Raw genomic sequence first — 13,224 nt, forward strand, 5'->3', positions numbered from 1 at the left:
CACGTCGTGCCCCGGCCCGGCCTCACGTCGTGCCCCGGCCCGGCCTCACGTCGTGCCCGGGCCCGGCCCGATGTCCTCCGCGGTCGGCGGCACCTGCCGGCGGTCGGGCGCCTCCTCCAGTCCCGGGGCCGGCGCGGTGTTGATCCGGGGGAGGGCGTACGGGTGCTCCCGCCGCAGCCACGACACCATCTCCTCGCGCACCACGCAGCGCAGGGTCCAGACGTCGTCGGCGTCCTTGGCGGTCACCAGCGCCCGCACCTGGATCGTGGAGGGCGTGGTGTCGGTGACCACCAGGCTCCAGGCACGGCCGTCCCACTCGGGCGACAGCTTGAGCACCTGGTGGAGCCGCTCGCGCATCAGGTCCATCGGAGCCGTGTGGTCGAGGTGGAAGAAGACCGTGCCCGTCATCCGGGGGTTGCCCCGCGACCAGTTCTCGAACGGACGGCTGGTGAAGTACGACACCGGCATGGTGATCCGCCGCTCGTCCCAGGTGGTCACCACCAGATAGGTGAGCGTGATCTCCTCGACGGTGCCCCACTCGCCGCCCACCACGACCGTGTCGCCGATGCGCACCATGTCCCCGAAGGCGATCTGCAGCCCCGCGAAGAGGTTGCCCAGCGTGGACTGCGCGGCCACACCGGCGACGATGCCGATCAGCCCGGCCGAGGCCAGCAGTGAGGTGCCCACGGTCCGCATGGCGGGGAAGGTCAGCAGCATCGCCGCCACCGCCACCACCGCCACGGCCGCCGTGACGACCCGCCGGATCAGGGTGACCTGCGTCCGCACCCGGCGCATCCGGGCCGCATCCCGGGCCCCGGCGGCGTACCGGGCGTAGCCGGCCTCCACGACGGCCGTGGCCAGCCGTACGGCCAGCCAGGCGCACGCCCCGATCAGCGCCAGGGTCAGCACCTGGGCGATGACGTCCTCGTGCTCCTCGGCCAGCTTCGCCGAGGGGTATCCGCCGCGCAGCAGCGCCACGCACAGCACCAGCCGCAGCGGCATCCGGCAGCGGCGCAGCAGACCCCACAGCGGGGCCTCCGGATGCCTCTCGGCGATCCGGCGCACGACTTGGTCGGCGATCCAGCCGATCACGACCGTGACGAGCAGCGCCCCGCCGACGACCGCCAGGGGACGCAATATGTCCTCCATGGGCACCAGGCTCCTTCCGGCGTCCTGCCGGCGCGCGCCCCCTCCGACCGTAGCTGGCACGATGGGGGGCACGCGATCCAGCTGTAAGGAAGTGACTATCCAGTGCCGTCCCCTACCACGATTCTCCTGTTCCATTCGGCCTACGGCCTGCGGCCCGCGGTCCACGCCGCCGCCGAGCGGCTGCGCGCCGCCGGGCACGAGGTGCACGTGCCGGACCTCTACGGGGGACGCACGGCGGAGACCGTCGAGGACGGCATGGCGATCAAGGACGAGATCGGCCGCGAGGAACTGCTGCGCCGCGCGGTGACCGCCGCCGCGCCGCTGTCGGACCGGGGCCTGGTCTACGCGGGGTTCTCGCTCGGCGGCTCCGTCGCCCAGAACCTGGCGCTGGGCGACGAGAAGGCCCGCGGCCTGCTGCTCCTGCACGGCACCTCCGACCTGCCCGAGGACGCGGCCGTGGACGAGCTGCCCGTCCAGCTGCACGTGGCGGACCCCGACCCGTTCGAGCCGCACGACTGGCTCAACGCCTGGTACCTGCGGATGCAGCGCGCGGGCGCGGACGTGGAGGTGCACCGGTACCGGGGCGCCGGGCACCTGTTCACCGATCCCGAGCTGGCGGACTACGACGCACAGGCGGCCGACGCCACGTGGAAGGTGGCGCTGGCGTTCCTGGAGGAGATCGCGGACGGGCCCGCCTGAGCCCGTCCGGCGACCGGGCGGTGCCTCAGCGCACGGGGGCGTCCACGCGCTCCACGTGCTGGCTGCCGGAGCGGGTGCGGTAGGAGCGGGTCCAGGAGGACGTCGCGTCCGGGTTCCTCTTGTCGGAGACGACGTAGTAGTCCATCTGGGCCCGCTCGGCCGTGACGTCCAGCACGCCGTAGCCGTGCGAGTCCATGTCGAGCCACTTCACGTGCCGGTTGGCGGCCTTGATGGCGGTGGCGGCGGCCAGGGACACCGTGTGCGGCGCCACGTGCAGGATGTCGTCGAGGTTGTCGGAGGTGACCGAGGTGACGACGAACTCGGTGGCCACCGACGACGACAGCGGGTACGTGGCCGCCCTCTTCGGCACGTCGTTGGCCCAGGCCATGTGGATGTCGCCGGTGAGGAAGACGGTGTTGCGGATGGCGCGGTCGGCCAGGTGGGCTATCAGCTCGCGCCGGTCGTCGGTGTAGCCGTCCCACTGGTCGGTGTTGATGGTGATGCCGCCCTTCGGCAGCCCCAGCAGCTCCGCCAGCGGCTCCAGGAGGTGGGCCGGGAGTGCGCCGAAGGCGACCGGGGAGATCATCACCGGGTTGCCGACGAGCCGCCAGGTGGTGTCGGAGGACGCCAGGCCGTCCTTGAGCCAGTCCAGCTGCGCCCGGCCCGTGATCGTGCGCTCGGGGTCGTCCACCGAGCCGCTGCCGTTCTTCGCCTGCTGCGAGCGGAACGATCTCAGGTCCAGCAGGTGCAGGTCGGCCAGCTTGCCGAAGCGCAGCCGGCGGTAGGTGGTGCCCTCGGTGGAGGGGCGGACGGGCATCCACTCGAAGTACGCCTGCTTGGCCGCCGCCATGCGCACGGCCCAGTCGCCCTCGGCGCCGGGGGTGTGGTTCTCGGCGCCGCCGGTCCAGGCGTCGTTGGCGAACTCGTGGTCGTCCCAGATGGCCACGACGGGGTGGGCGTGGTGCAGGGCCTGCAGGGCGGGGTCGGTGCGGTAGCGGCCGTGGCGGGTGCGGTAGTCGGCCAGCGTGACGATCTCGTGGGCGGGGGCGTGCGGGCGCACGACGTACTTGGCGGCGGGGTACTGGCCGGTGCCGTACTCGTAGATGTAGTCGCCGAGGTGGAGCACCGCGTCCAGGTCGCGGCGGTCGGCGAGGTGGCGGTAGGCGGAGAAGTGGCCCGACTCCCAGTTGGCGCAGGAGACCACGCCGAAGCGGACGCCCGTGGTGGCCGCGCCGTGGGCGGGGGCCGTGCGGGTACGGGCGGTGGGGGAGTGGGTGCCGTCCGCGGAGAAGCGGAAGAAGTACCCCGTGGCGGGGCGCAGGCCGCGCACGTCCGCCTTGACGGTGTGGTCGGTGGCGGCGGAGGCGGTCACCGAGCCGCGGGCGACGACGCGGGTGAAGCCGGCGTCCTCGGCCACCTCCCAGGCGACCTCGACGGCCGGGCCGCGGCCGGAGCCGGGCTCGGCGTCCGCGGTGGGGGTGACGCGGGTCCACAGCAGGATGCCGTCGGGCAGCGGGTCGCCGGAGGCGACGCCGTGCAGGAAGGTGGTGCCGGAGCCGGTCGTGGCTGCGGCCGGGGGGCCCGTGTCGGCCAGGGCCGCGGGGGCGGCGGCCAGGGGCAGCAGGGCAGCGGTGGCGGTGGCCGCGGCGGCCGTGACGGCGGTGCGGCGCGATATGTCGTGGGATGTCACGGGCCGTCACTTTACTGCCCGGTAATGCCGGGGGTAAGGCCGCGGGCGGGCGGTAACGAAGTGTTCGCCCGCCCGTCGGCCCGCCGTCGCCGACGCGCGCCGGCGACGGTGCGGTGACTACTTCTTGAGCGACTGCTCCAACAGGGCGGTGAACTCCTGCGGTGCCTGCGGAGCCTGGCCCTGCTGGTTGGCCAGGACCTTGCCGTTGAGCTTGAGGCCGGGGGTGCCCTGGAGGTCCTTGCCCTGGCCGACGAAGGTGTCGAAGGTCTTGGACATCTCCTGCGCCCACTTGTCGTACGTGCCGTCCTTCACGTCCTTCTCGAAGGCGGCGTTGCCCTTGAGCTCCTTGACCTCCCCGGCGATGGAGAGCAGCTTCTCGTCGTCGGAGAACGCGTCGTCCCGCTCGTCGGGGTGGTTCTTCTGCGCGAACAGCGCCTTCTTGTAGTCCAGGAACGCCTGGGGGCTGACGTTGAGCGCCGCGCCCAGCGCGCTCAGCGCGTTCTTCGACCCCGAACCCTTGATCATCGGGTTGCGGTCGAGGAAGGTGCCCATGCGGTACTGCACCTTGTACTTGCCGTCCTTGATGTCCTTCAGGACGGTTTCGCCGACCCTCTGCTCGAAGCCGGAGCAGACCGGGCAGCGCATGTCCTCGAAGACCTCCAGGGTGTTCTTCGCGTCCTGCTTGCCGACGACGACCGTGGTGCCCTTGTCGCCCGTGGAGTTGGCGGGCTGCCGGAAGTCGCCCTTGGCGGCGGCCGCGTCCCAGTCCTCGCTGCTGACCTTGTTGTTCTTGCTGCCGTCGGTCGCCTTGGTGAGGGCGATGCCGGCGCCGCCCGCGATGGCGAGGACCGCCACGATCGCGCCGGCGACCAGGATCTGACGGCGGGTCTTGTCCTTCTTCGCCTGGCGCTCGCGCTCGGCGCGCAGCCGCTCGCGCGCGGCGGCCTTGTTCTGCGGGTTGTTGCGGTTGCTCATGATGTCGCTCCGTCGGGGACGTACGGGAAAGGGACCGAAGTGGTGCTCAGGCGGATGCCGGGCACACGGGCGGTCCCCGCCGTACGACGGAGTGTCCGAGCAGGGGGAGAGTGCGGGAGGGCAGGGTGTCGCGCACGGGCCGGACGCGCACTCCTGCGGGACGGGCGCCGGCGCCGAGCGCGGCGACGGCCAGCAGCAGGGGCCGGAAGGCGAACGAGGCGACCGCGCGCAGCAGCCGCGTCAGCGCCACCTCGCCGCGCCGCAGCCAGGCGGCGGCCAGCAGCCCGACCGCGAGGTGCGCGGCGAGCAGCAGCCAGGGGGTGGCGGACGAGGCGGCCGCGCCGCCCTGCAGGGAGCCGGGGCCGTCGGCCGCCATCCGGGCCAGCGGGGTGCCGAAGTCACCGCCGCGGCAGACCAGATCGACGCCCATCGAGTGCAACGGGCCCGATATGGGGCCGCCGGCCGGGCCGTAACAGGCGTGCTGGCCGGTGGTGAAGACGGTGTCGGCGGCCAGCTCCAGCGGTACGAGCAGGGCGGCTATGGACCAGAAGCCGCGCTCCCGGCCGGCCAGGGCGTAGGCGACGGCGAAGCACACCGCCGACAGCACGGCGACCGTGGACACCGGCAGCGGGGTGCGCGACAGCAGGACGTGGGAGGCGGCGGACAGGGTGACGCAGAGCGCGGTGAACAGCGCGGCGCGCACTCCCCTGAACCGAACTGCCGTCCCCTCCATGACGCCGAAGTCTGCCACGGCAACCGTGAGGTGTCGCGTCTCGATTCGGCATCTTCGATGAGGGGACGGCAGGGGTGGCGGTACTGCCGCCCGGGGCGGCAGCGGCGGCTACTTGAGGTGTTCCGCGACCGCCGGGCCGAACTGCTGCGGGGTCATCGGGACGCCCTTGCCGTTCGCGGTCTCGACCTGGAGCTTCTTGCCGTCGATCTTCAGGGTGGGGGTGCCGGTGACGTCCTTGGCCTTGTCGAAGGTGTCGGACACCTCCAGCGCCCACTTGTCGAAGGTGCCGTCCTTGACGTTCTTCTCGAACTGGGCGTTCCCCTTGAGCGCGGGGATCTGCTGGGCGACCTTCAGCAGGACGTCGTCCTTGGAGAAGTCGTCCTTGGTCTCCTCGGGGTGGTTGGCCTTGGAGTAGAGGGCCTTGTTGTAGGCGCTGAAGGCTTCGGGGCTCACGTTCAGTGCGGCGCCGAGCGCGCTGAGCGCGTTCTTCGATCCCGTGCCGGCGATCTGGGGGTTGCGGTCGAGGAAGGTCCCGATGCGGTACGAGACCTTGTACTTGCCGTCCTTGACGTCCTTGTCGATCGTGTCGCCGACGTTCTGCTCAAAGACCGAGCAGATCGGGCAGCGCATGTCCTGGTAGACCTCCAGGGTGTGCCGGGCGTCCTTCTTGCCGATCACGATCTCGGTGCCGTTGTCGCCGGCGGTGTTGGCGGGCTTGACGAGGGTCTGCTCGGCCGCCGCCTTCCACGCCGCACTGGTGGACTTGTCGCCGCCGCCGTCGCTCATCCGGCTCACGCCGTAGGCGATGCCGCCGGCTATCGCCAGGACGCCGACGACCGCTCCGGCGACGACGAACTGGCGGCGGGCCTTCTCCCGCTTCGCCTGCTGCTCGCGCTCGGCGCGCAGCCGCTCGCGGGCGCTCTGCTTGTTCTCCCAGTTGTTGCGCTTGCTCATGGTGGTGCTTCTCCGTGGTGCTCTTGGTGCGGGTTTCTCTCTGCTCAGCCGAGGGCGGGGCCCAGCGGCGGTCCGCGCCGGACGACGGAGTGGAGAAGCGGCGTGCGCGGCCGTACGGTGCGCGCGGGGCGCGGGGGCCTTGCGGGTGCGCCCGCGGGCCGGGCGTACGCGCCGAGCGCGGCGGTGGCCAGCAGCAGCGGCCGGAAGGCGGCCACCGCGGCGGCGCGCAGCAGGCGGCCGAGCGCCGCCTCGCCGCGGCGCAGCCAGGCGGCGGCGAGCAGCCCGACCGTGATGTGCCCGCCGAGCAGCAGCCAGGGGGCGGTGCCGGGGGCGGCGACGTCGGCCAGCGGCCCGCCCATGCTGCCGCTGCACAGCCAGGTCAGCGCGCCCGGGGCGGCGGCCGGGTGGCCGCCGGAGCCGTAGCAGGTGTCCTGGCCGGTGGTGAACAGTGCCCCGGAGGCCAGCTCCAGGGGGACGAGGAGGCCGGCGATGCGCCAGAAGCCGCGTTCCTCGCCGGCGAGGGCGTAGGCGAGCGCGAAGACGCCGGCGCCGGCCGCGGCGACGGCCGGGGCGGGCAGGGACCTGCCGGACAGCAGCACGTGGGAGGCCGCGGACAGCAGGACGCACAGCGCTGAGAACAGCGCCGCGCGCAGTGCCCGCAGCCGTGCCGCCGATATGTCCATGAGGGCCGAGTCTGTCATGCCGCCGGATAAGCCATGGCTAAAGCCCCGGGATCCTGCCGTTGCGGAAGAGGTCCACGAAGATCTGGTGGTCCGCGCGGGCCCGGGCGCCGTAGGTGTGGGCGAAGTCGACGAGCAGGTCGGCGAAGCCCTCCTCGTCGGCGGCGATGACGGCGTCGATGGCGCGCTCGGTGGAGAACGGCACCAGCGAGTGGCCGCTCTGGTCGTCGGCGGCGGCGTGCATGGTGGCTGTGGCGCGGCCCAGGTCGGCGACGACGGCGGCGATCTCGTCCGGGTCGTCGATGTCCGACCAGTCGAGGTCGACGGCGTACGGGGAGACCTCGGCCACCAGCTGCCCGGCGCCGTCCAGCTCCGTCCAGCCCAGCCACGGGTCGGCGTGGGCCTGCAGGGCGCGCTGGGAGATCACCGTGCGGTGGCCCTCGTGCTGGAAGTAGCCGCGCACCACGGGGTCGGTGATGTGCCGGGAGACCGCGGGGGTCTGCGCCTGCTTCATGTAGATGACGACGTCGTTCTCCAGGGCGTCGCTGTTGCCCTCCAGGAGGATGTTGTACGAGGGCAGCCCGGCGCTGCCGATGCCGATGCCGCGGCGGCCGACGACGTCCTTGACGCGGTAGGAGTCGGGGCGGGCCAGGCTGGTGTCGGGGAGGGTCTCCAGGTAGCCGTCGAAGGCCGCGAGGATCTTGTAGCGGGTGGCCGCGTCCAGCTCGATGGAGCCGTCGTCGTCGAGGAAGCGCCGCTCGAAGTCCCTGATCTCGGTCATCGTGGCCAGCAGCCCGAAGCGGGTCATCGCCCGGGCCTCGCGCAGCGCGTCCAGCAGCGGACCGTCGGCGGTGTCCAGGGTGAACGGCGGCAGCTCAGTCACATCGGAGCCCTTGGCGCCGGCGGCCAGGGCGTGGATGCGCTCGCGGTAGGCGGCGGCGTAGATCCGCACCAGCTCGGAGATCTTCTCGTCGCTGAGCGCCTTGGTGTAGCCGATCAGCGCCAGGGAGGCGGCGAAGCGCTTGAGGTCCCAGGTGAAGGGGCCGACGTACGCCTCGTCGAAGTCGTTGACGTTGAAGACCAGGCGGCCGTTGGCGTCCATGTACGTGCCGAAGTTCTCGGCGTGCAGGTCGCCGTGGATCCACACCCGGCTCGTGCGGTCGTCCAGGTACGGGCCGCCGTCGCGCTCGTGCTCCAGGTCGGAGTAGAAGAGGCAGGCCGTGCCCCGGTAGAAGGCGAAGGCGGAGGCGGCCATCTTCCGGAACTTCACGCGGAAGGCGGCCGGGTCGGCCGCGAGCAGCTCACCGAAGGCGGTGTCGAAAACGGCGAGGATCTCTTCGCCGCGCTGCGTGGCCGGGGCGTACTCGGTCGCCATCGCTGGGTCCTCCTGGTGGGCATCCCCGGCGGTGGCCGGGGGAGGGGCATGGGGCGGACACATGTGCTGCCGTCCGCAGGCGTCCGAGGCTACCGGCGCGTGCCCGCGACTGTCGGTGGGGGCCGGTAACCTTCAAAGCTGTCCCTTTCCGACCCGCTGCCGCCCGCCGGAGGTCTTCCACCGTGGCCAAGACGCCGTTCACGCACCTGCACGTCCACACCCAGTACTCGCTGCTGGACGGTGCCGCGCGGCTCAAGGACATGTTCAACGCCTGCAATGAGATGGGCATGACACACATTGCCATGTCCGACCACGGCAACCTCCACGGTGCGTACGACTTCTTCCACTCCGCCCAGAAGGCCGGGATCACCCCGATCATCGGCATCGAGGCGTACGTCGCCCCCGAGTCCCGGCGCAACAAGCGCAGGATCCAGTGGGGCCAGCCGCACCAGAAGCGGGACGACGTCTCCGGTTCGGGTGGTTACACCCACAAGACGATCTGGGCGGCCAACGCCACCGGCCTGCACAACCTCTTCCGGCTGTCCTCCGACGCCTACGCCGAGGGCTGGCTGACCAAGTGGCCGCGCATGGACAAGGAGACCATCAGCCAGTGGTCCGAGGGGCTCATCGCCTCCACCGGCTGCCCCTCCGGCGAGCTGCAGACCCGGCTGCGCCTCGGCCAGTTCGACGAGGCCCTGAAGTCGGCCTCCGAGTACCAGGACATCTTCGGCAAGGACCGCTACTTCCTGGAGCTGATGGACCACGGCATCGAGATCGAGCGCCGGGTCCGCGACGGACTGCTGGAGATCGGCAAGAAGCTCGGCATCCCGCCGCTGGTCACCAACGACTCCCACTACACCTACGCGCACGAGGCCGCCGCCCACGACGCGCTGCTGTGCATCCAGACCGGCAAGAACCTCTCGGACCCCGACCGCTTCCGCTTCGACGGCTCCGGCTACTACCTGAAGTCGACGGACGAGATGTACGCCATCGACGCCTCGGACGCCTGGCAGGAGGGGTGCGCCAACACCCAGCGGGTCGCCGAGCAGATCGACACCGAGGGCATGTTCCAGTTCCGGAACCTGATGCCCAAGTTCGACATCCCCGAGGGCTACACCGAGGTCACCTGGTTCCGCGAGGAGACCATGCGGGGCATGCACCGCCGCTTCCCGGGCGGCATCCCCGAGGACCGCATGAAGCAGGTCGAGTACGAGATGGACACCATCATCTCGATGGGCTTCCCGGGCTACTTCCTCGTGGTCGCCGACTTCATCATGTGGGCCAAGAAGCAGGGCATCGCGGTGGGCCCCGGCCGAGGCTCCGCGGCCGGCTCGATCGTCGCGTACGCCCTGGGCATCACCGACCTCGACCCGATCCCGCACGGCCTGATCTTCGAGCGGTTCCTGAACCCCGAGCGCATCTCGATGCCCGATGTCGACATCGACTTCGACGAGCGCCGGCGCGCCGAGGTGATCCGGTACGTCACCGAGAAGTACGGCGCCGACAAGGTCGCCATGATCGGCACCTACGGCACCATCAAGGCCAAGAACGCCATCAAGGACTCCGCCCGCGTCCTGGGCTACCCCTACGCGATGGGCGACCGCCTCACCAAGGCGATGCCCGCGGACGTCCTCGGCAAGGGCATCCCGCTCTCCGGCATCCTCGACCCCAAGCACCCGCGCTACAGCGAGGCCGGCGAGATCCGGGGGATGTACGAGAACGAGCCGGACGTGAAGAAGGTCATCGACACCGCGATGGGTGTCGAGGGCCTGGTCCGGCAGATGGGTGTGCACGCGGCCGGCGTGATCATGTCCAGCGAGACGATCACCGACCACGTCCCGGTCTGGGTGCGCCACTCCGACGGTGTGACCATCACGCAGTGGGACTATCCGAGCTGTGAGTCGCTCGGCCTGCTGAAGATGGACTTCCTCGGCCTGCGCAACCTCACGATCATGGACGACGCCGTCAAGATGGTGAAGGCCAACAAGGGGATCGACATCGATCTCCTGGCCCTCCCGCTCGACGACCCCACGACCTTCGAGCTGCTCCAGCGCGGTGACACCCTCGGCGTCTTCCAGTTCGACGGCGGGCCCATGCGGTCCCTGCTGCGGCTGATGAAGCCCGACAACTTCGAAGACATCTCCGCCGTGTCCGCCCTGTACCGGCCGGGCCCGATGGGCATGAACTCGCACACGAACTACGCGCTGCGCAAGAACAAGCAGCAGGAGATCACGCCGATCCACCCGGAGCTGGAGGAGCCGCTCCAGGAGGTCCTGGCCGTCACCTACGGCCTGATCGTCTACCAGGAGCAGGTCCAGAAGGCCGCCCAGATCATCGCCGGGTACTCGCTCGGCGAGGCCGACATCCTCCGCCGCGTCATGGGCAAGAAGAAGCCCGAGGAGCTGGCGAAGAACTTCGTCCTCTTCCAGGAGGGCGCCCGCAAGAAGGGCTACAGCGACGAGGCCATCCAGGCCCTGTGGGACGTGCTGGTCCCCTTCGCCGGCTACGCCTTCAACAAGGCCCACTCCGCCGCGTACGGCCTCGTCTCGTACTGGACGGCCTACCTCAAGGCCAACCACCCCGCCGAGTACATGGCCGCCCTGCTGACGTCCGTCAAGGACGACAAGGACAAGTCGGCGACCTACCTCAACGAGTGCCGCCGCATGGGCATCAAGGTGCTCCCGCCCAACGTCAACGAGTCCGAGGCCAACTTCGCGGCCCAGGGCGACGACGTGATCCTCTTCGGCCTCACCGCCGTCCGAAACGTCGGCGCCAACGTCGTCGACTCGATCATCCGCTGCCGCAAGTCCAAGGGGAAGTACGTCTCCTTCCCCGACTTCCTCGACAAGGTCGAGGCCGTCGTCTGCAACAAGCGCACCGTCGAATCGCTGATCAAGGCCGGTGCCTTCGACGAGATGGGCCACACCCGCAAGGGCCTCACCGCGCACTACGAACCGATGATCGACAACGTGGTGCAGGTCAAGCGCAAGGAGGCCGAGGGACAGTTCGACCTGTTCGGCGGCATGGGCGGCGACGACGGCGCCGACGACGGCCCCGGCTTCGGGCTCGACGTGGAGTTCTCCGACCTCGAGTGGGAGAAGGCGTACCTCCTCGCGCAGGAGCGCGAGATGCTCGGCCTCTACGTCTCCGACCACCCCCTCTTCGGCATCGAGCACGTCCTCAACGACAAGGCCGACGCCTCGATCTCCCAGCTCACCGGCGGTGAGCACGCCGACGGCGCCATCGTGACCATCGGCGGCATCATCTCCGGCATGCAGCGCAAGATGACCAAGCAGGGCAACGCCTGGGCCATCGCCACCGTCGAGGACCTCGCCGGCTCCATCGACTGCATGTTCTTCCCCGCCACCTACCAGCTGGTCTCCACCCAGCTCGTCGAGGACGCCGTCGTCTTCGTCAAGGGCCGGCTCGACAAGCGCGAGGACATCCCCCGTCTGGTCGCCATGGAGCTGATGGTCCCGGACCTCTCCAACGCCGGCACCAACGCCCCCGTGATCATCACCATCCCCACGGTGAAGGTCACCCCGCCGCTGGTGGAGCGGCTCGGCCAGGTCCTCACCCACCACAAGGGCTCCACCGAGGTGCGCATCAGGCTCCAGGGGGCCCGCAAGACCACCGTGCTGCGCCTGGACCGGCACCGCGTGACGCCCGACCCGGCGCTCTTCGGCGACCTGAAGCAGCTGCTCGGCCCGTCCTGCCTGGCGGGCTGAGACGCGAGCCCCCGGCCCGCCGGACCATGAACACCCACGAGGGGCGCGCCCGCCTGAAGCGGACGCGCCCCTCAAATGCACCCAAGCGCCGGTCAGTTGTGGCCGAAGCGCTTCTGCTTGCCCTTGCGTGCGAGGTCGCCAGGGGTGACCTGGGAGGACCGCTGCTCCGACTGGGACTCCATCGACGAGCTCTTGGCCTGCTGCTGGCCGCGCTCGGCCGCGCTCTGCTTCGAGGGCTGCTGTCGGTTCTTGTTCTTCGCCATGCTGATGCGCCTCCGCATTGGAACGACCCCCTCGGCTCACCCTCGCACGCACCACCAAAACGTGCATTTCGGGTAATTACCCTGAGTGACAGGGGTACTTATCGGCCGTGGCCCGTATCCGCCACGCCGAAGATCCAGTTCGGACTGATAACCCCCGCACGGTCGGGCAGACTCCTGGGAAAGCCAAGGAGACCGGGGCACGCCTGTGCCGGGGGGCCGCACTTCTGAACTCACGGAAAGAGGGTGGAACGTGGACCGCTGCGTCGTCCTGGTGGACGCCGGGTATCTGCTGGGCGCCGCCGCGAGCCTGCTGGCCGGGGAACCCGCCCGGTCACGCATCACGGTCGACCACACAACGCTCGTCCAAGGTCTGCGCGAGCGCGCCGAGGCCGACACCCAGCACCCGCTGCTGAGGATCTACTGGTTCGACGGCGCCCCCGACCGGGTGCCCCAGCCCGAGCACCGCCGGCTGCGCGTGATGCCCCGCGTCACCGTCCGGCTGGGCGCCCTGACCCGCAGCGACGGCCGCTGGGCCCAGAAGGGCGTCGACGCCGCCATGCACGCCGAGCTCACCGAGCTCGCCCGCAACCGCGCCTGCTCCGACATCGTGCTCGTCACCGGCGACGGCGACCTGCTCCCCGGCCTGATGGCCGCCAAGGAACACGGCGTCGCCGTCCACCTGTGGGCCGTGCAGGCCGGCGACGGCGACTACAACCAGTCCGAGGACCTCGTCGCCGAGGCCGACGAGCGGCGCGTCCTGGACCGCACCTGGATCACCCGGGCCGTACGGGCCAAGGAGCTGAACGGCATCTGCGCCCCGCAGCCCTCCCCGGGCCCCGAGATCGCCGCGATCCTCTCCGCGCCGCTGCCGGAGACCGCCGCGGCGGCCGCCGCGGCCGCCGCGGGCCGGGCGGCCGACGGCGGCCCGGCCGCCGAGGGCAACGGCACCGGCCCCGCGGCCGCCGCCCCCTGCCCGGG

At 70.8% G+C, this 13,224-nt stretch carries 11 protein-coding genes; 3 read left to right on the forward strand and 8 right to left on the reverse strand.

What is annotated here, in order from left to right:
• Nucleotides 1-45: 45 nt before the first annotated feature.
• Nucleotides 46-1,149, reverse strand: coding sequence for a mechanosensitive ion channel family protein (locus IE182_RS28485; RefSeq protein ID WP_190112852.1), 1,104 nt, complete (start codon nucleotides 1,147-1,149; stop codon nucleotides 46-48).
• 102 nt (nucleotides 1,150-1,251) lie between these two features.
• On the opposite strand from IE182_RS28485, the gene IE182_RS28490 reads away from it, so the two are divergent.
• The gene (locus IE182_RS28490; protein WP_190112853.1) at nucleotides 1,252-1,848 is read left to right on the forward strand and encodes a dienelactone hydrolase family protein; all 597 of its coding nucleotides are present in this window, start codon (nucleotides 1,252-1,254) and stop codon (nucleotides 1,846-1,848) included.
• A gap of 25 nt (nucleotides 1,849-1,873) precedes the next feature.
• Here the strand turns inward: IE182_RS28490 and IE182_RS28495 are convergent, their stop codons facing one another.
• From IE182_RS28495 to IE182_RS28520, 6 genes are all read right to left on the reverse strand, one after another.
• Nucleotides 1,874-3,538, reverse strand: coding sequence for an alkaline phosphatase D family protein (locus tag IE182_RS28495; protein ID WP_190112854.1), 1,665 nt, complete (start codon nucleotides 3,536-3,538; stop codon nucleotides 1,874-1,876).
• 117 nt (nucleotides 3,539-3,655) lie between these two features.
• The gene (locus IE182_RS28500) at nucleotides 3,656-4,513 is read right to left on the reverse strand and encodes a thioredoxin domain-containing protein (RefSeq protein ID WP_190112855.1); all 858 of its coding nucleotides are present in this window, start codon (nucleotides 4,511-4,513) and stop codon (nucleotides 3,656-3,658) included.
• A 46-nt stretch (nucleotides 4,514-4,559) separates the two neighbouring features.
• Nucleotides 4,560-5,246 (reverse strand): hypothetical protein, encoded by a 687-nt coding sequence (locus IE182_RS28505; protein WP_190112862.1) that lies wholly within the window; start codon nucleotides 5,244-5,246, stop codon nucleotides 4,560-4,562.
• Nucleotides 5,247-5,354: 108 nt separating this feature from the next.
• Complete coding sequence (locus IE182_RS28510) at nucleotides 5,355-6,200, reverse strand: thioredoxin domain-containing protein (RefSeq protein ID WP_190112856.1); 846 nt, start codon at nucleotides 6,198-6,200, stop codon at nucleotides 5,355-5,357.
• Nucleotides 6,201-6,244: 44 nt separating this feature from the next.
• A complete protein-coding gene (locus IE182_RS28515; protein WP_190112857.1) occupies nucleotides 6,245-6,883 on the reverse strand; it encodes a hypothetical protein in 639 nt (212 codons plus the stop codon).
• A 37-nt stretch (nucleotides 6,884-6,920) separates the two neighbouring features.
• A complete protein-coding gene (locus IE182_RS28520; protein WP_190112858.1) occupies nucleotides 6,921-8,255 on the reverse strand; it encodes a DUF2252 domain-containing protein in 1,335 nt (444 codons plus the stop codon).
• A 182-nt stretch (nucleotides 8,256-8,437) separates the two neighbouring features.
• On the opposite strand from IE182_RS28520, the gene dnaE reads away from it, so the two are divergent.
• The gene (gene dnaE, locus IE182_RS28525; RefSeq protein ID WP_190112859.1) at nucleotides 8,438-11,983 is read left to right on the forward strand and encodes a DNA polymerase III subunit alpha; all 3,546 of its coding nucleotides are present in this window, start codon (nucleotides 8,438-8,440) and stop codon (nucleotides 11,981-11,983) included.
• Between the two features lie 92 nt (nucleotides 11,984-12,075).
• On the opposite strand, the gene IE182_RS28530 is transcribed toward dnaE, so the two are convergent.
• Entirely contained in the window at nucleotides 12,076-12,246 is a 171-nt protein-coding gene (locus tag IE182_RS28530) for a hypothetical protein (RefSeq protein ID WP_190112860.1), read from the reverse strand.
• A 250-nt stretch (nucleotides 12,247-12,496) separates the two neighbouring features.
• Here IE182_RS28530 and IE182_RS28535 point away from each other — a divergent pair.
• A partial coding sequence (locus tag IE182_RS28535) for an NYN domain-containing protein (RefSeq protein WP_229845191.1) occupies nucleotides 12,497-13,224 on the forward strand: 728 nt, incomplete at its 3' end.

Origin of the sequence: Streptomyces cinnamoneus (assembly GCF_014650495.1) — a bacterium.
In the GTDB taxonomy this organism is placed as follows: Bacteria; Actinomycetota; Actinomycetes; order Streptomycetales; family Streptomycetaceae; genus Streptomyces; species Streptomyces cinnamoneus.

Bases quoted from the DNA above. Each gene is read 5' to 3' on its own strand.
- IE182_RS28515 (WP_190112857.1), bottom strand. From the start codon at position 6,883: ATGGACATATCGGCGGCACGGCTGCGGGCACTGCGCGCGGCGCTGTTC.
- IE182_RS28530 (WP_190112860.1), bottom strand. From the start codon at position 12,246: ATGGCGAAGAACAAGAACCGACAGCAGCCCTCGAAGCAGAGCGCGGCC.
- IE182_RS28485 (WP_190112852.1), bottom strand. From the start codon at position 1,149: ATGGAGGACATATTGCGTCCCCTGGCGGTCGTCGGCGGGGCGCTGCTC.
- IE182_RS28505 (WP_190112862.1), bottom strand. From the start codon at position 5,246: ATGGAGGGGACGGCAGTTCGGTTCAGGGGAGTGCGCGCCGCGCTGTTC.
- IE182_RS28500 (WP_190112855.1), bottom strand. From the start codon at position 4,513: ATGAGCAACCGCAACAACCCGCAGAACAAGGCCGCCGCGCGCGAGCGG.
- IE182_RS28510 (WP_190112856.1), bottom strand. From the start codon at position 6,200: ATGAGCAAGCGCAACAACTGGGAGAACAAGCAGAGCGCCCGCGAGCGG.
- IE182_RS28520 (WP_190112858.1), bottom strand. From the start codon at position 8,255: ATGGCGACCGAGTACGCCCCGGCCACGCAGCGCGGCGAAGAGATCCTC.